The following is a 19,480-nucleotide window of genomic DNA, read 5'->3' on the forward strand; positions in this document are numbered from 1 at the left end:
ATTTCAATACGTATTTAATGGCGATTTTTAGCTTCAGACACGGATGGGAGCTGGATTTTTTTTGTCGTAACCTTTTCATGTAGAGACTGGAACAACACAAACAACACCGGTATAATCAGCAGCCCTAAGATTACTCCGCTAATCATGCCGCCGGCAGCAGCTATACTGATCGAGTGGTTACCCATGGCAGATGGACCTGTAGCGCGCATCATCGGCGAAATACCCGCAACAAAGGCTATGGAGGTCATAATAATCGGGCGTATCCGTAGTCGCGCAGCCTCCAATGCAGATTCAACCAGCCCCAGACCAGCCTGCCTACGCTGGGCGGCATATTCGATAATAAGGATAGCATTTTTAGCCAATAAACCGATCAGCATAATTAAGGCTACTTGTATATAAATATTGTTGTCGATTCCTGCCATTCCGATGGCCATAAAAACACCGATTATACCGGTAGGAATAGAGAATACGACTGCCAATGGCAGGATATAACTGTTGTACTGGGCGCAAAGTAGGAAGTATACAAATACCAGGGAAAGGATAAATATTACGACCGACTGCCCTCCGGAAGCAATTTCCTCGCGTGTCATACCGGAAAACTCATAGGCATAACCCGTAGGTAATATTTTTTCGGATACTTCCCGAACAGCCTGTATAGCCGATCCCGTGCTATAACCAGGCTTCGGTACGGCGTTTACACCGATGGAATTAAACAGGTTATATCGCGATATTACCTCCGGACCGAATACCCGCTTTAGCTGTAAAATGGTGTTCATGGGTACCATATCCCCTGTGTTATTTTTTACGTAGATGCCGTTCATCGCCGTAAGATCGGCACGTTCCTCTTTTTCAGCCTGTACCATAACGCGGTAATATTTGCCAAATCGGTTGAAGTCTGACACCTGGGCGCTACCGAAGTATGCCTGCATGGTGCTGAATATATCTTTTTCGTCTATACCCAGTAAGGCTATTTTCTCATGGTCCAGCGTCATCTCATATTGGGGGTAATCGGCACGGAATGTGGTAAAGGCCATTGCAATCTCTTCGCGATTATTTAACTCGGCGATAAAGCGGTTGGCGATATCGGCAAATTTATCGAGCTTGCCACCGGCTTTATCTTCCAGCACGAAATCTAGGGCATCCACGTTGCTAAATCCGGGTACCGTTGGGAATGAAAACACAAAAAACTGTGCGCCTTGTATGCTGTTCAGTCGTTTTTGGAGTTCGGCAATATTTTCTGTAACAGCATTCATCTCCCCGCGTTCTCCATCTTTTTTCATCCGGTAGAATGCTACCCCCGATGACGGGCTTGTGGAGTTGGTTAGTACATTGAAGCCGGCGACTTCGTTGAAGGCAAATTTTGCCTGCATATCCCTGACTTTATTGGCGGCTTCATCGAGAATGGCTTGTGTTCTGTTCATCGAGGATCCGGGCGGGAGGTTTACCGATATGGCAATAAAGCCCAAATCTTCGGATGGAATAAACCCGGTAGGCGTACGGCGGATCATCCAGGCTGTAACCAACGTAACCAGCACCAAACCGCCTATACTGGCCCATTTAAAATGAATCATTTTCTTGACACTGCCGATATACCGGGAGGTAAGGTTATCGAAGCCCTGATTAAAGGCCAGGAAAAAACGTTGTTTAAAGGAGCTAGGTTTTCCGTCAGCATCGCTATGGTCTCCTTTTAGCAGTAGGGCGCATAAAGCCGGACTTAAGGTTAGGGCGTTTACGGCCGATATTACGATGGCAATGGCCAGGGTAAATGCAAATTGTCGGTAGAAAACACCTGCTGAACCTTTCATAAATCCTACCGGTAGGAAAACGGCAGCCATAACCAGGGTAATGGAAATAATGGCTCCAGTAATTTCATGCATTGCCGAGAGGGTGGCTTGCCTCGGCGTATCGCCGCTGCTTTTTAATTTGGCATGTACCGCCTCGACGACGACAATGGCGTCATCGACCACAATACCTATGGCCAGGACCAGGGCAAAGAGCGTGAGTAGGTTAATGGAAAACCCGAATACCGACATAAAGAAAAATGTACCGATAACGGATACTGGAACGGCTATTGCCGGAATTAGGGTCGACCTGAAATCTTGCAGGAATATAAAGACCACGACAAATACCAGTATAAATGCTTCGATTAAAGTTTGCTTTACCTGATCAATAGACTGGTCCAGCATATCCTTGGTGTTGTACAAGATTTGCTGTTTAATTCCTGGTGGAAAATCCTTCTCTGCTTTTTTTAGAAATTCGGCTACCTGCGTTTGTATTTCCCTGGAATTGGAGCCCGGAAGCTGAATAACCTGAAATAGGATACTCTGTTTGTCGTGTACGGTGTTTTGAGAATTATAGGTATAGCTTCCCAATTCCACCGTTGCCAGGTCTTTTAACTTAAGGAGGCTCCCATCGCCATTGGCCCGAATTATCAGGTTGGCATATTCCTCCGGTTTGGTGTATTTTCCGGAGTACTTCAGCACATATTCAAACGAACGATCGCTAGACTCTCCAAATCTACCTGGGGCGGCCTCTTGGTTTTTGCTCTGTAAGACTTGCATCACTTCGGTAGGCGTAATGTTGTAAGCTGCCATCTGTGCTGGGTTTAGCCAAATACGCATGGAGTAGTCCTTATTGCTGCCAAAGAAAGTTACCTGACCTACACCCTGTATGCGTTTCAGCTCGGGTATAATATTGATCTGTGCATAGTTCGTCAGGTAAGTGGCATCATACAAATCCGGATTATCGCTCATCAGGTTAATGGCCATAATAAGCGAGTTTTGCACTTTTTGGGTAGTAATACCGGCCTGTACCACTTCCATAGGCAGTAGCCCTGTGGCAGAGGAAACCCTGTTTTGTACGTTTACTGCGGCTTGGTCGGGGTCGGTACCCAACTTAAAATACACCGAAATAATCAAGGTACCATCGTTACTGGATGTGGAACTCATATAGCTCATGTTTTCAACGCCATTTATAGCCTCCTCCAAGGGAGGAGCCACGGCACGTACCATTGTTTCCGCATTGGCACCGGGATAATTTGCCGAAACCTGTACTACGGGAGGGGCGATATCAGGAAACTGTTGGATGGGGAGATCCAGGAGGCCTACGCCGCCGAGTATCACCAATAGTATAGAAACCACGGTCGCGATAACCGGTTTATCGATAAAAGTTTTTAACATTAGTATTGGATATAGTTAAGATTAATTGTCCGCTAATTTTTGTGCTGGCATTGGCTTGCTATGGCCATCGGATATTTTTACCGAAAGCCCATCCTTCAGCGCCTCCAGGTTCTTTAGTACCAGCCTGTCGCCATCTTTTAGGCCCTGTGCAATAAAATAGCTAAGGTTATCTTTTCCGGTTAGGGTCAAGGCTACCTGTCGAGCCTTATTATCTTGGTCGACAATAAAAGCAAAGGTTTTATCCTGCAGCTCAAAGGTTGCCGACTGAGGGATAGCGATTACTGCATTTTTTTTGACCGCTATTTTTACCCTGCCTGAATTGCCGGAGCGCAATAGCCCCTCTTTGTTGGGGTAGGTTACCCGCAGGGTGATGGCACCTGTAGTTTTATCGAATGCCGCATCGACCATGTCTAAAGTCCCCATATTGGGATAAGGCTGCCCACCCGATAGCAGCAGAGGTACCGCGGCGGCATTTTTTAACTTCTCATCAATAGTCGTCCCCGCTAAGCCCTGCTTAAGTTGGGCAAAGTCGGTTTCGGCAATGGAGAAGTAGGCATGTACGCGCCTGTTGTCGGATAGGTGAGACAAGGGCTGCACATCTGTAGGGGCAACAAGGCTACCCGTTTTTTGGGTGAGGCGGCCGAAGTAACCGCTAACGGGGGCTTTTATGGTTGTGTAACCTAAGGTTACCGCTGCATTTTTGCTGCGGGCGAGGGCCTGCATTTCATTCGCCAGAGCGGCATCATAGGTCGCCTGCGCCGTTTTTAGCTGGTATGGCGATACCACTTTTTGTTGAACTAAACTGCTTTGTTTCTCGACCTCCAGTTTTGCGCTGCTCACCTGGGCTTTCGCAGCCATTACTTCGGCCTGTGCCTGGTTGTAGGCTTCCTGATATAAGCGAGCATCGATCTGAAATAGGGGCTTCCCTTTTTCTACATAGGCACCCTCTTCCACGAAGATTCGCTCTAGAATGCCGCTAACCTGTGTACGGATTTCTACATCGGTATATCCTTCAATTTTGGCGGGGTACTCGGTATAAACGAGTGTATCCATCAGCCTAACTTGGGTTACCGGAACCTCAGGTAGCGGACTATCTTGGGCCTGAGGGGTGTTAGACTGGCAGGCCGTTAGTAAAATAAGTGGAATAAATAGGCCACTAAAGGGTGTTTTTTTCATAAAAATAATAAACTTGATACGTAATTAATGACAGCTGTATAAGCTGCGCTAGGATTTAATGCGGATAATATGGGGCAATCATGAGGTACACAATAACCCCGCTAAGGCTAACGTAGAGCCATATCGGTAGGGTCCATCTCGCCAGTTTTCGATGTCGCTGAAAATCCCTATTCAATGCCAGAGCCATGGTTAGCAGCGCTAGGGGTACAATAATACCGGCCAGAATAATATGACTGATGAGTACCGTGAAATACACGATGCGTATAGTGCCGCCAGCAGCGTAGCTGGTACTGCTGCTGCTGAAGTGATAGCAGAGGTAGGAGAACAGAAATAAGCTGGTAAAGAAAAATGCGAGACCGATGAAAGTTCGGTGTAATGCTATATTTTTACGTCTTATGGTATAAAACGCGGAAAGCAGGGCACAAAAAGTTAGGCCATTTAATATGGCGTTGAACCGGGGTAAACCCGAAAAATCATAATGCTGCAGGGCCGGAATTTCGGGTAGGTAGTAGGCCAGTATAATCAGGCCATTGATGCTGAGTGTGAGTATCCAAATCGGGGTGCTGTAATGTCGAGCTTGCATGCTTTATCGGTAGGGATTAAATGTGGAAAATGGAAATAGATAGGGGTCTTGGCTTGCTATCCAGCGGATATAGGCATCGGCCGTGAATAGGACCAGGAAAAATGGAATAACATCAAAACATACTTCTTGGTATGTTTTTAGATATGTCGATTGTTTATGCATATAATTATTGTAAAATAATAAAACCTACTAACTGGTATGTTTTATTGCGAATAAAAATAAAAACCTTGGAAGTTTTAAAAGTTTGGCTCTTTGTCTTTGTTAACCGATTATTTTAAGGAGTTTAAGTATTTCTTAAATTCTTGTAAAAAAGAAACATAATGGTTTTTGCCAAGTAACTTACCCATGTTTCTTACGCCATGATAGAGGGTAATAATATGCAGCGCAATCTGCTTGGTATCTTGAGAAGTAGACAGTTCACCGGCTTGCTGTGCCCTTTTTAATTCGCCTTCTATAGCGCGTTCCCATTTGGTTAGGGATCTTTTTAAGGCTTGCTGGAAGGTTTCATTTATCGGTGCCATCTCTTGGATTAAATTTACACCAGGACAACCATATTCGGCGGTCATAAAGGGATGCTCGAATAGTAAACCTTTGATCATTCCATAGATTTTATCACGAAAATTTACATCTGTAGATAGGGATTGCTCAATTTGAGGCCATATTTCGTCTTGTATAGCTTCGGAAATCATCGCCACACCCATTTCATCTTTATTCCGAAAATGATAGTAAAAAGCTCCTTTTGTTACTTGGGTGGTAGCCAGGATATCATCAATACTGGTCGAACGATAACCTTGTTTATAGATTAATTCCAACGCTTTTTTGAGAATGGTTGCTCTTGTTTCTTCTGCTTTTGCCATAACATACCAATTAGTATGTCGCAAATGTAGGTAGCTTTTTGGAACATTTTAAGTTTCTGTTGTCATAAATATGTAAAACTGGAAAAGCAACAGGGAATGGAAATTCCTGAGCGGGCTGCCCAAAATCTGTTGGCCTTGGTGTATGGGAGGAAGAATGTTTGATTTGACGCTGAAATGACGGATCACCTTAGCGTTATGAAAACAGATTTAATACTTTTGCATAAAAACATACTGATTGGTATGTTTTTATTTTAAACACGAAATTATATGTACGCTATTTTATTAATGTTTCATTCCGGGGTTCGATGGTTGCTGTTGGGATCCCTGTTGTATGCCCTATTTATGGCTGTAAAGGGGCTGCTTCTGGCAGAACCTTTTGGCCGTACAGCACATGGTATACGATCACTGACGGTAACCCTTGCCCACCTGCAGTTAATGATGGGTATGCTAATGTATATCAAGAGCCCATTCGTTGGTCAGCAGGCGTTTGAATGGCCTACTGCCTGGCCAAACCCGTACTTTTTCTTCCGTTATATCCATATCGGATTGATGATTTTGGCGGTTGTGCTGCTAACCATAGGATCGTCAAAGGTTAAACGTACAGGTGTAGATTCGCAGCAGTATAGGCTGCTATTGCTGTGGTTTCTGGCAGCTTTTGTGGTAATGTTCCTGGCTATTCCTTGGCCATTTTCGCCGCTGGCGGCGAGACCTTATTTACCGGTTTTTTAATTATTTCCTTTATATTTTAATTGTCTTTCATGGATTTTTGTACGGTATGGTTGAAACATCAAGTGGGGCGTTTGCGGCTACTGAGTTATTTAGAAGGGTTTTCCTTATTGTTTTTGCTGCTGGTAGCGCTGCCTTTAAAATACCTGGCTCATGCGCCTATTTTAGTGAAGATTATGGGGCCTATACATGGGGTTTTATTTTTATTGTTTATGCTGCAAAGTATACAGGTGAGTGTCGAACAGCATTGGAAATTTAAACAGACTACTTGGAAGGTTTGGCTGGCTTGTTTTATTCCACTTGGAACTTTGTATGTGGACCGGTTTATTCTAAAACCTTTGGCCCAGGAGCAACAGCGGGCTGGAAGGGGGCGTACGGATTAAGGCTTGTTCCAGGTTAGGTTAGGTTAGGTTAGGTTAGGTTAGGTTAGGTTAGGTTAGGTTTAGGTTTAGGTTAGGTTTAGGTTTTGTTCCGTGGGGCCATCCTTAGGATGCCTTTTCCAGCAGCCGTATTGATGCAGGTTAAGCGGTAGAATTAACGCTAAAAAACTGACCAAAGTCACTTTATTTTGCGATTGTCGTCGCTTACTTCATAATTTATGTTTGATCTATACGGTATTCTGTTTTCATTTAGTAATTTCAATGGATAAACAATTACACTATGAATACAATTAAAGCCGCACGCTGGTATGCAGCAAAGGATATTAGAGTCGAGGAGACTACGATTCCCCAAGTTTTAGACAAGCAAGTTAAAATTGCGGTACAGTTTGCCGGGATCTGTGGGTCAGATCTTCATGAGTATGTGCATGGACCACAACTTATTCCTGTGGATGCTCCCTATCCGCTAAATGGCCATCAGGGTGTAACCACATTAGGACACGAATTTTCGGGTATTGTGGAGGAAGTAGGGAAGGCTGTTTCTGGAATTAGTAAGGGCGATCGTGTGGTCGTAGAGCCTATATTTAAGAATTTCGATAGCCCCTTTATTGGTACTGGCGAGTATAACCTGAGTGAACCGTTGGGCTTTGTAGGTTTATCCTCCAATGGTGGTTTTGCGAAGTATGTTGTGGTGGAAGATTATATGGTGCATAAAATTCCAGACAGTATGTCGTTTGAGCAAGGGGCAATGGTAGAGCCTGCAGCGGTGGCAGTATATGCGGTTATGCAGAGTGGTTTAAAGTTGGGGCAGTCTATACTAATCTCTGGGGCGGGCCCCATTGGCCTTTTATGTGTACAAGCAGCGCTTGCGGCAGGTGCAGGGAAGGTATTTGTAACCGATATATCGGATGCCAGGCTTCAGAAGGCTGTTGATATTGGCGCTACACGGGTTATAAATGCAAAAGATAAGGATATTGCCCAGCAGATAAAAACGGATACGGGCGTTGGTGTGGATGTTTTTATCGACGCTGCCGGCGTACAGGCATCCTTTGATACGGGGATTGATAGTTTGCGGAATGGTGGCACAGCACTTTTGGTTGCCCTTTTTACCCATGATGTTGTACATAGGGCTACCAATCAGGTGATTCGGGAGATAACCGTTAAGGGTACGATTGCCTACCGTAATATCTTCCCGCAGGTAATTTCCTTAATCGATAGCGGCCGCATGCCGGTGGAAAAATTAATTACCGGGGTGATTGGTCTGGACGATATTGTTCCGTTAGGATTTGAAGCACTCGTTTCTAAACCATCGGAGGTAAAGATTTTAATAAATTTGAATCCTTAATTTTTAGTATCTAAGCATTTAATTTTTTCGAAACCAAGAGCTGTCGTTCGGTATGTTTTTAAGAAGAGGCTGTAGATATGGCTTTTATCTAAATTATACCCGGCGACAGCTTGGTTTACGTAAAAATAGGACGTATTGTTTTGTCGATTATACGCCAATAAAGGTACAGGGTAATATCTACCGCCATGGCAACAGGTAAACCATCAACGTAAAGGTAGTGGGATATTCCCCGGATCGCCAGCGGAATACGGGATTCGATGTTTAGGCAATAATGAACAGCAAACACGCGAAAATTGATGCCAAGGGGCGGAAATTACCGATACTAAGCAAATTAATAGGCTAAAAATAGCGTTGAGTTTAATATATTTACCTAAATATTAAAAATGGCAAAAGGTAATTTATCGGTACGTACCCTGCGTGAATTGTATCAGCAGCTCGGCCTTCCCAGTGATTCTTTGGAAGCAGCGTCGGGTTTTACCATTCATCAGCTTGAGGATACCTTTCAGAAGCTGCCATTTCGTTCAGAGTCCTTTCGACCGAATTATTTCAGTTTTCTTTTTATCAAAAGTGCTTTCGGACATTATACGATTGATGACCAGCGGTTCGAGGTTACATCGAATACGGTCTACTTTACCAACCCCGGGAATTATCGAATATTCGAATGGGAAAAATTGCAACATACCTGCCTTATAACCTTTGGAGAGGATTTTTTAAAGGAGCATGTGCATCACGATGTGTATCGTGATTTTTCGTTTTTGCTGTCCGAAGTTGTCTCACCTCGGATATTGACGCAGCAGCAGTTTGATCAGCTGGAAGAACTGTGTCTACAGATTTATAAGGCGTATACAGGCAACGACCTTTATAAAAATAAAATCATCGGTGCGTTGGTTTTAGCGCTTCTATGGAAGATTAAAGCATTTTTTTTTCAGGATTATAGTCCAATTAATGAAGGAAGTCGAAGCTCCCAAATTGTAAAAAAATTCAAATTGAATTTAGAAGGCCATGTCCGGGATCTAATGGCTGGAAGAGCCACTATCCAGTTGAGGGTTCAGGATTTTGCCGACCTGCAAGCCCTGCATGTAAATTACCTTTCCAGTGTTATCAGCAGTAAAACCGGAAAAACAATAAGCACATGGATAGCCGACAAAATTATTACGGAAGCTAAGGTAATGTTGCAGGACCAAAACCTCAGCATCAAGGATATTGCCTTCCGTTTAGGTTTTCTGGAGACAGCCCACTTTAGCAATTATTTCAAAAAACACAGCGCCATGCGTCCTGCGGAATACAGACAACAATATTTCAATCGGCTTTCTTAGATATTTACAACATAAACTATAATCTATATACGTCGATAGGAGGATATTTGTCCCAATTTTGTTTTAATAATTCAATCCAAATAAAATAATATAATGGGTGCATTAAAAGAGAAAGTGATTCTGGTGACTGGAGCGTCTAGAGGAATCGGTGCCGAAGTAGCAAAACAGCTAGCGGCAGCAGGAGCAAAGGTTATCGTAAATTATGCAGGTGGAAATGAAGCTGCAGAGCAGGTTGTCGATTTCATTAAGCAGCAGGGAGGGGATGCGCTTGCTTTGCAAGCGGATGTAAGTAACGCCGCTGCCGTAAAAAAATTATTTAGCGACGCTATCAACCATTACGGAAGAATCGATGTATTGGTAAACAATGCGGGTATTATGATAAATAAACTGATAAAAGACACCACAGACGAAGACTTTGACCGGCAGTTTAATGTGAATGTAAAAGGGGTCTTTAACACCCTCCGGGAGGCGGCAACGCGTTTGGCAGATAACGGCTCTGTTATTAATTTTTCAACCTCCGTAAATCGCCTTATGCTACCTACCTATGGCACCTATGTAGCCACCAAGTCGGCCGTAGAACAGCTCACAGCTGTTTTTGCGAAGGAAGTTGGCAGCAGGGGTATCAATGTCAACTCCGTGTCTCCCGGTCCTACAAATACCGAGTTATTTACGCATGGTAAACCTCAGGAAGTCATAGACCGTTTGGCCGCATTATCGGCCTTTAATCGTATTGGGGAAACGCAGGATATTGCTAAGCTTATTGTTTTTCTGGCTAGTGATGATGCAAAATGGATTTCCGCACAGAATATTGGTGTAAATGGGGGTATGGCCTAAATACTAATCCGGGCAGCATACTTTTTCGATTTTAGGAATATCCATGCAGGCCATAACACCAGTTCCATATCCTTTTGAATTGCGGTATGAAGATTTCGTTTTAACATACCTTGCAAGTTAATAGGTAAAGTCCCAGGCCTGGTATGGTTAACTGCGATATGTTAAACAACAGCACATTTTTGAAAAAGATGTGCTGTTCGAAGGAGTTTTTCCTGTTTCAATACCTTCCTGCAACGACGTTAAACCACCTCAGAGGGTGTATTTTTTTGTAAAATAACAAAATATGGCTTCGTTGGACGATGCGGTCTGAAAAGCCCGTACTTTGGTTATTTCTTTTAAGGCGTAAAGATTTGCTATTTCCTAACATCTTTTGGCAGATGCCTACCTATAAGGAGCTTTCGCCCCCGTTTTAAAGGGCGGAAATCTTATACCTACCCCAGGATACGCCTTGCGAAATTTAAGAGAATTATATTTTATTTAGATTCTCTCTTTTTTATTCCTCATAAAATATTATCTTTCTATTAAATTTTAAACTTAGAAATTAAAAAAAAGAAATGTCATTAATAGATTTATCAAAACGTGTCGCGCTAGGGATCGATATCGGAGGTACCAATACGAAATTCGGAGTGGTTAACCATAGGGGCGAGGTTCTGGAAAAAGGAAACCTGAAAACAGATGATTATGCATCTGTGGAAGAGTTTATAGATGCGCTATACGAGAAAATATTGCCTTTAATGGAGTCATTTGGGGGGGAGAAAAACTTTGATGGTATCGGGGTTGGCGCTCCGAATGCGAACTATTATTCTGGAACCATCGAACAAGCGCCCAATCTTCCCTGGAAGGGTGTTATCCCATTTACGGATTTAATACGTGCGAAATTTAATTTGCCTTGTACCATTACCAACGATGCTAATGCGGCGGCGCTAGGTGAATTGCTATTCGGTGCTGCACGGGGGATGAAGGATTTTATTATGATTACGCTGGGTACAGGCGTGGGAAGCGGTATTGTTGCCGGCGGAAAGCTGGTCTATGGGCACGATGGTTTTGCCGGTGAACTTGGGCATACTATTGTAAAACCTGGTGGTCGTAAGCACTGGAGCACAGGTTCTGAAGGAAGCCTGGAAGCCTATGCATCTGCAACTGGTATAACCATTACCGCGAAGAAAATGAGGGCTGAATTTCCGGAGTCCATGTTAAATAATTATCCTGAGGATGCTATTAATTCTAAAACCGTGCATGAATGTGCCTTACAAGATGATGCTATAGCGATTGAGGTGTTTCGGTATACCGGACAAAAATTAGGGGAGGCTTTAGCAAATTTTGTGATGTTCTCTTCTCCGGAAGCGATCTTACTTTTTGGTGGTGTGATTAAAGCCGGTGATTTTATTCTAAAACCTGCGAAATTACATATGGAAAGAAATTTACTGCCTTTATTTAGAAATAAGGTTAAATTGGTTTTCAGTGAGCTGGAAGAGGCTGATGCGGCTATTCTAGGCGCAAGTGCCCTGGTTTGGGAAAAGTAAATTATAAAAGTATAAAAGTATAAAAGTATAAAAGTATAAAAGTATAAAATTTACAATTATATAATCATACAATCTGATATAAAAAATAAGGCGGCTTCCAAAGCCGCCTTTATGTTGTAGCATAGGGTAGATACAAAAAATTTTCTACCGGTAGCATTGCTCTATAGCCTTATTATCTGTGGTTACAAGATTGACCAAAAAACCTTACCCCATAATAGCTACAACCAAGTCGCTACCAAGTCTGCATTTTCTTTAATCCAAGCCTGTGCCGTTGCTTGTTTGTCTTTACTATCCTCCATTTGAGCAAGTAATTTTGCCATCACCTTATCCTCAAAGTGTACTTTGGAAAAGAATAAGGCTAGATCAGGATATTCACTTTTAAACTGTTTACGCGCGAAAGTTTTAATTTTTTCTGCATCGCCATATGAATTTTTAGGGTCTTCGAGAAATTTTAAATCCATGCGCCCAAACATCCAATGCGGCTGCCAGGCAGCGACAGCTATCCAGCGCTTTTCTTTTATAGCATTTTGTAACTCGGTTAGCATAGCAACTGTAGAAGAGTTTAGCTGATTGTACTGCAGCTGATAATCTGTAATGGCGCGATCTGTAGCCGTAGTAATGCCGGCACCCTTTTCGATACCGATAATATTTTTTCCAAATTTATCCTGATGTGCATTGAGCTCTTCAATGGAATTGATCGTTACATAAGCGGGTACTACCATACCAATCTGTGCTTCTGTATAACTTGTTCCCAGTTCCATGAGGTTGGAAAATTTAGCAATCTTGGTACCGTGCGTATTTGGAAGCCATACATCCATAAACAAGTCAGTGTCTTCGTTATGCATAGAGGCCAGAATCATATCCGTCGATGCCTTTTGTATAATAACATGGTATCCCATTTCGTCCAGTATGGCCTTTGCCACATGCGTCATCGCGACTCCTTCGGCCCAGCCATCGACCATACCGATGGTGATATATTTCGACTTTTTACCGCCTGTACAAGCCGTTAAAAATACGGCCGTCAGGAGCAGTAAAAATGTCATATTTATTTTTATCCTATACATAGATTATTGTTTTTTGTTTACAAAACCTTGCGTGATTCGGTCGAGTATAATAGCCAAAATCACGACCGACAGGCCACTTTCAAAACCTAAACCAATATCCAGGTTATTGATACCTTCTAACACCTTTTCCCCTAAGCCTCCGGCGGCAATCATACCTGCAATAACCACCATCGATAGCGAAAGTAAGATGGTTTGGTTTACCCCAGCTAAGATGGTTTGGGTGGCTAAAGGCAGCTCCACCTTAAACAATATCTGCCTATTTGTTGCGCCATAGGCACGTGCTGCCTCCACAATATCTTTAGGTACCGAGTTAATACCTAAGGTTGTTAAACGTACAGCAGGAGGCATGGCAAATATTATGGTTGCAAAAGCACCCGGTACCTTTCCGATGCTGAAAAATAATACCGCCGGAATAAGGTATACAAAAGCCGGCATGGTCTGCATTAAATCCAGCAAGGGGCGTATAAATTTATTGGCCATTTTACTCTTTGCCGCCCAAATACCCAGAGGGATGGAAAGCACAAGAGCCGTAAGTGTCGATACAAATATTAAGGCCAATGTTTCCATGGTTTCTTTCCAAAAACCCATTAAGTAAATTAAAGTCAACCCAAGCAGGGTTGCTACTGCAACAGCTTTGCCCGCTTTCCACCAGGCCAGCGCCGTAAATAAACCGATGACCACAAAAAAAGGAAGGGTTATTAATACCCATTCGATTCCTAAAACCGATGAATTACCGACATGTTTTATCACATCAAAAACCGGTTTCATATGCTCGGTTAACCAATTTATGGCTACCTCTATATATTGTCCAATATTGATAACTTTCTCCATACTATTGATTATTTGCTTTTTCTTTTAATTCCATGATTTCCTCTTTATTATACTTCGTTGATTCAATAATTAAAGAAGTCTGCGAAATAATGCCTAAAAGCTTATTTTTATCATCGACGACAGCAATAGGCGAGCGGCTTTCAGAGGTTAAAGGCAGCATTTCCTCCACCGTAACATCTTTAAAAACACTAGGTACATTACTATGTATAATCGATTCTACCGTAGTCTCTTTGCGTTTTGCCGATTGTATAACCTCGTTTAAGGTGACAAAACCCAAGAAGGTGTAATGGACATCGACAACCGGCAGGATTTCAATGCCGGTAGAGCGCATTTTTCGTAATGCCCCCTCGGGACCATCCTTACGAAACATCACCACAGTAGGTTTCTCAAACATCAATGAACCCGCCGTAATAATAGCCTTTCGATCTACTTTTTCGACAAAGGCTTTAACATAATCACTAGCCGGATTAGTTAAAATATCCTCTGCCGTGCCAATTTGCTCGATAACGCCATCTTTCATAATAGCGATACGATCGCCAAGTTTTATAGCCTCATCCAAATCGTGGGTAATAAAAACAATGGTTTTATGTAAAGTAGCTTGCAAATCCAACAGCTGATCCTGCATTTCCGATTTTATAAGCGGGTCTAAGGCCGAGAATGCTTCGTCCATCAGCAATACCTCCGGATCATTTGCCAATGCTCTTGCCAGTCCTACCCGCTGCTGCATACCACCCGATAACTGTGCGGGATACTGATGTTCAAAACCACTTAACCCTACAATCTCTAAAGCCTCCTGTGCCTTCGCTTCCCGTTTTTCTTTATCCTCGCCACGAATCTCTAAACCGAAAGCCGCATTGGTGAGTACCGTATGATGAGGGAGTAGACCAAACTTCTGGAACACCATACTCATCTCGGTACGGCGTACCTGCAGTAATTCTTTATTATTTTTTACGGTAATATCATCATCGTTTATAAATACCTTACCTGCTGTAGGTTCGTTTAAGCGGTTTAAGCACCGTAATACCGTAGATTTCCCGGAGCCCGACAATCCCATAATTACAAAAAATTCACCTTCGAAGATTTCAAAATTGGCTTTATTGATCCCAATTGTAGATCCTGTTTTTTCCAGTATTTCTTTTTTAGAAAACCCGTCGTCGAGCATCTGTAAGGCTTTTTCCTTTTGTTTACCAAAAACAATGGTCAGGTCTTCCACCTTAATTTTTACTTTTCTGTTATTTTCCATATTAAAAATAGTATCCAATATTCATATTACAACGCACATGCCACTTATCCTGCTGTTCCCCCCCTTGGGCCAAAGCGTTATTCCATTCGGGGCCCAACCAAGGCTGGTTTTTACCCGCTGCCACATCGATATAGGTGACCACTTTGCCGGCGCTGACCATGACCCCTGTAACATTCATCTGCGAGCTTTTAAAGCCAGCTGCAGGTTTATGCATGTATCCATAATCATTGTAAACGCTTAATTCGGAAATAGGTTTCCAGCTTACAGGAATCTTATACGAAAGGCCCAGCGTATACGTGTTGGCTTGCGCAGCCACCAAATATGCACCACCATATGCCGCCAAGGCTACCACATCTTTAGATTCGCTGTTTGGGGCTTTAGGATTATAGGCATACCGCGTGTATTGTGCTTTCATTTCCAGCTTACGGTATTCCAGGTTATAATGTGCCGCAGTGGCGTAGTGTGTTCCTGTATTTTTGGTATCCAGGTTATAAAGGCCTCCGAATTGAGCCGAAACGCCTATTTTATGTCTTACGGCGTTCTCTCCAAACTTAAAGTCAATTTTACCATTTAGCTGATTGACTTTTTTATTCCTAAAGGATAAGTTACCATCGCCATGTAAATCTATTGATCCTACATCGTAAGCATAACGGCTGGGGGAAAGATCGCTATTATCGCCAAAATCAAGCTCTTCGGCATTCTTTAAAAACGCAAGGCTATACTCCATTTTATCCCCTACATGCGTAAACCTGGCGCCCATATCATAATTGTCCTCCAAGCCTAGGTAATAATTCAAACTAAAGAAAAAGGAATTTGAATTGATGGGGCTGTTACCAAATGGTACCGGGACTAAACCGATTTGCAGTTTATCTTTGTTGTTGAAGGCATACCCTAAAGCCCCCTGTTTTAACATACCGCCGCCAAAACTATTCGAGTACAAACGGTATTCGGCATCCAGATCGATCCCTTTATAGCCTGCTTTAACATCAAGACGAAATACATCGAAGCCAAAATCGCCACCGCGTCGTGCTTGTTCCTGTTTCCAGGTAGAGTAATTATAATTAAAACGTACGGCACCGCCAATATTTAATTCTGGTTGTTCCTGTGCTTGTAAATAAGCGCTAGTAAAAAGGAACAAAATTGACCAGATTACAGGTTTTTTCTTATTCATTTTTTTTGTTTTTTAATAAATATTACTCTTGAAAACTGACAGCTAATGTGTCAAAAGACTTCACCTTTAGGTGGCGAATAAAGAAATGCCGAAGGGCATTAAAAAGAGCATTATTTAATTGAGCTACTCATATGCTGGAGGCATTTTTAAGTCCTTAGGCCAGTATATTTTCAGCAACTAAATCCGTAAAAGATAGCGCAAAGATAGGGAAAATTAATTAAAGGTAAAAATATATGTCGCATATCATATTATTAAGCTATAAAATTCACCAATGAGCAATATTTGTGTTTTGGATAGTTTTTATGTACCGTATGAACAATAAACAGTAAAGCGTTTAAATTGTTTTAAAATGTCCTAATTTATACCGTAGAATAATCGGATTTCCAAACCAATAATTTTTATTTTAACAGGTTTGAACCGGCTGATACATACCGGCTTAGTTCTGTGGTTTAGGATTTATCGAAACAGGGCAATATTTAGCGTCATTTTTTGGAATCTCTAAGGCAAAATTAGTCTGAAATTACAAGATGTAAACCTCGCTAAAACCATTTTATTTCCGTGTAAAAGTTGAGGTATACCGGCTTACGAATAGCCCTATTTTTTTTTTCGAAATTATGCGGACAAATCGAAATATGGAGCACAAAAATGGCATATTCGGGTAGCTCCTTACGCTTGTAAAAGGATAAAAAGTACCGTTTTTGAAAAGCCTGTATCGCTATAGGCTGCAAATTTTTTTAAGGACATCCGCATTTGAAATTCGTTGCCTTTAAAAATAACCTTTACATCATGCTTAGCAGGGGATGTGGTGAAATGGAAGGTAAAAGCTAGTCGCCTAAGGCTCGTTGCAGCGGATAAGTAGCGCAAAATAAAATGGCCCTAAAATCTACGATAACTAAATCCATGCTGCACGAAACCCTAAAGCCAAGAAGCCATCCATCGATAGATGGCTTCCTTTTTTAGCTTTTTTAATCCTTTATTAAAGTATGCATAAACTGAAGCTTAAAGATTACAAAATCATTATCCAGCATCTTCTTAAACTATAGCCTGGCAAAATAAAAAAACAAAAAGCCATTTAGAACGGGATATTTAATAAACAAAGCTTAAAGAAACGCTGTAGTAGCGGCCATTTCCGCGTACATACTCGTTATCCCGAGCTGTAAACATGGATGTGGGTGTATAGTATGTTTTGTTAAAAACATTTTCCAAGCCTAACCCAATGGTAGTAAAGCTATTAAGTGTATAGCTTCCTTGAAAGTTAAATAGGTTAAAGGCTTTAACAGGGCCTTCACCTTCCTTATATATCCCCTTAGCATTCGGTTCAAAGCGCGAACGCTTAAAAGAATACATTTGGTAGAGCCCGAGCTGTAGCTTCCGATTTTCTGAATTCCACTTTACATAGCTATTCAGGCGTGCAGGGGCTATTCGTAAGCCACTAAGGTATTTATCGAATTTTTTATTGTTATCTACGTCGACTTTCCCTTCCTGGTAAACATAGCTAACGCCCAAGTCGAGCTGTCGTAGCGGATAAAGATTAAAGGCAAGCTCAACGCCTTGCACATACTGTGGCGCACGTAGGGGTACCCAAAAGCCATTTTCAGCAACCAAATCGGCTCCTAGTTTGGAGTAATTATAAAAGTAACTGGCCGAGTAATCGCCCCAATTTCCAATTTTACCATTAAAACCTAATTCATAACTGTCTATGACTACCGGTTTTGTATTAATCTCTTCTAAGACATTGCCCTTAGCGTCCCGCAGTACCCGCCCAAGGTCATAGATGTTAAATCCTCTGGAATACGAAACAAAAGGCTGAAGGCCATTTAATGCACTATATCCAACCCCTAAATTATACGATAAATTATTGTATTTCAGATTGCCACCGTTTACGTTTACAGGTTTATTATCTTCAGAAGGGAGGGTAGTATAGTCGGGAACTTTTATAAAAAGCTGATCCCAGCGTAAGCCACCCTTCACCGTTAAATCTGGTGTCAGAAAGAGACGGCCTTGAACAAAGGGCGCCGCTGCCCACATAGACAACTTAGGAACCCAAATTCTGCCATCCACCAATGGCTGACTTGTTTTTTCATTGAATACATCCAATCCGTAATTTATAGATGCCCGAATAGCACGTTCATTCTTAAATACGCTGGTAAAATCTGTTCTTATCCCATACTTTTTTTCTAAAATTGTCGATTGTCCACCCGTATTCCAACGTGGCGGATTACGGTAATCGTAAATGGTATAAAAGTCTTGTAAATACAGGGTAGCCTCTAGAGAAGTGTTGCGGAAGATGGTAGAGTTGCTGTATTTTAAATAGCTATTGTGGTTGTAGCGTGTGCCCTCTTTGTCGCCTTCTCTCTGCCCAAGTTTGCCGGTAGAAGGGCGTTCTCCATATTTGCCGACATCCAAAATATATTTTGAGTTCTGTAAACTGGAGAAGTAATTGTACATTAACTCGAGTCTGCCTTTATCCGGTAAGGTATAACCAATTTTTGCAAACATATTATGTATAGTAGTTTCGCCAAGACCGTAGCGTGGATTTTGTACTAACCCCGCTCCATCTATTTTAACACCAGTTTTGGTAAAGGTACCATTTATCAGGTAGTCAAAATTCGACTCCTTACCATATAAAGTTTGCGAGAGTCTGTAACCGGCACCGCCATCTGCAGAGAGCATATTACCCGTAAACAAGTCATGTCCCGTAAAGCCTACAACCGTTCTTCCACCGAATCGTTTTTTTGCTGTGTTTTGGAGTGTAATGTAGTTAATAATTCCTCCCTCAGCGCCACCTCCATAAATCGATGTCGCCCCCTTTACCACCTCGATACGTTCCAGTAAAGCCGGATCAATCGACCGGATTTCACGGTCGTTATTCCGTAATGGGCTAGATTGCGGAATACCATCAATCATGACCAAAACATTGCGCCCCCGTAATGTCTGACCTCTGTTGCCCATTTGATTATTACCAAATGCTAAACCCGGAACAGTGTAGGCGAGAATATTGCTTAAGTCGGCAGACAGCAGTGTTTGCTGTTCAATTTCCTTTTTGTGGATAATATGTATCGTAGCAATAGCCTTTTTTAAAATTTCAGGCGAACGTGTTGCCGATATAACCACTTCCTCTAAGCGGCTGTTTCGTAAGGAATCTGTTTGTGGTTGTGTTTGTGCTATTAGGGCTCCCGTTGGGAGTACGCATAATGCAAAGGATAATATTTTATTCATATTTATTTAGACTTAATAAAAATAAATATAAGGTTA

General features: G+C 42.2%; 15 protein-coding genes. 6 read left to right on the top strand and 9 right to left on the bottom strand.

Annotation, left to right across the window (positions count from 1 at the left end):
- Positions 1–14: 14 nt before the first annotated feature.
- The 4 genes from ACL9RF_RS02585 to ACL9RF_RS02600 form a co-directional block, all read right to left on the bottom strand.
- Complete coding sequence (locus ACL9RF_RS02585; RefSeq protein WP_422799025.1) at positions 15–3,179, bottom strand: efflux RND transporter permease subunit; 3,165 nt, start codon at positions 3,177–3,179, stop codon at positions 15–17.
- Between the two features lie 21 nt (positions 3,180–3,200).
- On the bottom strand, positions 3,201–4,355 hold the full coding sequence (locus tag ACL9RF_RS02590; RefSeq protein WP_422799026.1) for an efflux RND transporter periplasmic adaptor subunit: 1,155 nt from the start codon (positions 4,353–4,355) through the stop codon (positions 3,201–3,203).
- 55 nt (positions 4,356–4,410) lie between these two features.
- A complete protein-coding gene (locus ACL9RF_RS02595; RefSeq protein ID WP_422799027.1) occupies positions 4,411–4,938 on the bottom strand; it encodes a DUF420 domain-containing protein in 528 nt (175 codons plus the stop codon).
- Between the two features lie 269 nt (positions 4,939–5,207).
- A complete protein-coding gene (locus ACL9RF_RS02600) occupies positions 5,208–5,795 on the bottom strand; it encodes a TetR/AcrR family transcriptional regulator (protein WP_422799028.1) in 588 nt (195 codons plus the stop codon).
- Positions 5,796–6,062: 267 nt separating this feature from the next.
- Here ACL9RF_RS02600 and ACL9RF_RS02605 point away from each other — a divergent pair, with 267 nt between their 5' ends.
- The 6 genes from ACL9RF_RS02605 (at position 6,063) to ACL9RF_RS02630 (ending at position 11,916) form a co-directional block, all read left to right on the top strand.
- Entirely contained in the window at positions 6,063–6,524 is a 462-nt protein-coding gene (locus ACL9RF_RS02605) for a hypothetical protein (protein ID WP_422799029.1), read from the top strand.
- A 29-nt stretch (positions 6,525–6,553) separates the two neighbouring features.
- Positions 6,554–6,904, top strand: coding sequence for a DUF3817 domain-containing protein (locus tag ACL9RF_RS02610; protein ID WP_422799030.1), 351 nt, complete (start codon positions 6,554–6,556; stop codon positions 6,902–6,904).
- 277 nt (positions 6,905–7,181) lie between these two features.
- A complete protein-coding gene (locus ACL9RF_RS02615) occupies positions 7,182–8,243 on the top strand; it encodes a 2,3-butanediol dehydrogenase (protein ID WP_422799031.1) in 1,062 nt (353 codons plus the stop codon).
- A gap of 383 nt (positions 8,244–8,626) precedes the next feature.
- Positions 8,627–9,559 carry a helix-turn-helix domain-containing protein gene (locus ACL9RF_RS02620; RefSeq protein WP_422799032.1) on the top strand — a complete coding sequence of 311 codons (933 nt, stop codon included), beginning with the start codon at positions 8,627–8,629 and terminating at the stop codon, positions 9,557–9,559.
- 93 nt (positions 9,560–9,652) lie between these two features.
- On the top strand, positions 9,653–10,393 hold the full coding sequence (locus ACL9RF_RS02625) for an SDR family oxidoreductase (RefSeq protein WP_422799033.1): 741 nt from the start codon (positions 9,653–9,655) through the stop codon (positions 10,391–10,393).
- Positions 10,394–10,947: 554 nt separating this feature from the next.
- A complete protein-coding gene (locus tag ACL9RF_RS02630; RefSeq protein WP_422799034.1) occupies positions 10,948–11,916 on the top strand; it encodes an ROK family protein in 969 nt (322 codons plus the stop codon).
- Between the two features lie 218 nt (positions 11,917–12,134).
- Here ACL9RF_RS02630 and ACL9RF_RS02635 read toward each other — a convergent pair whose 3' ends face one another.
- From ACL9RF_RS02635 to ACL9RF_RS02655, 5 genes are all read right to left on the bottom strand, one after another.
- Positions 12,135–12,980, bottom strand: coding sequence for a glycine betaine ABC transporter substrate-binding protein (locus ACL9RF_RS02635; RefSeq protein WP_422799035.1), 846 nt, complete (start codon positions 12,978–12,980; stop codon positions 12,135–12,137).
- Between the two features lie 3 nt (positions 12,981–12,983).
- Positions 12,984–13,811, bottom strand: coding sequence for an ABC transporter permease (locus tag ACL9RF_RS02640; RefSeq protein ID WP_422799036.1), 828 nt, complete (start codon positions 13,809–13,811; stop codon positions 12,984–12,986).
- Between the two features lies 1 nt (position 13,812).
- A complete protein-coding gene (locus ACL9RF_RS02645) occupies positions 13,813–15,054 on the bottom strand; it encodes a quaternary amine ABC transporter ATP-binding protein (protein ID WP_422799037.1) in 1,242 nt (413 codons plus the stop codon).
- Position 15,055: 1 nt separating this feature from the next.
- Positions 15,056–16,225, bottom strand: a complete 1,170-nt coding sequence (locus tag ACL9RF_RS02650; protein ID WP_422799038.1) for a hypothetical protein — start codon at positions 16,223–16,225, stop codon at positions 15,056–15,058.
- 1,086 nt (positions 16,226–17,311) lie between these two features.
- A complete protein-coding gene (locus ACL9RF_RS02655; protein WP_422799039.1) occupies positions 17,312–19,444 on the bottom strand; it encodes a TonB-dependent receptor in 2,133 nt (710 codons plus the stop codon).
- Between the last annotated feature and the right edge of the window lie 36 nt (positions 19,445–19,480).

Origin of the sequence: Sphingobacterium sp. Mn56C (assembly GCF_049319645.1) — a bacterium.
Taxonomy (GTDB): Bacteria; Bacteroidota; Bacteroidia; order Sphingobacteriales; family Sphingobacteriaceae; genus Sphingobacterium.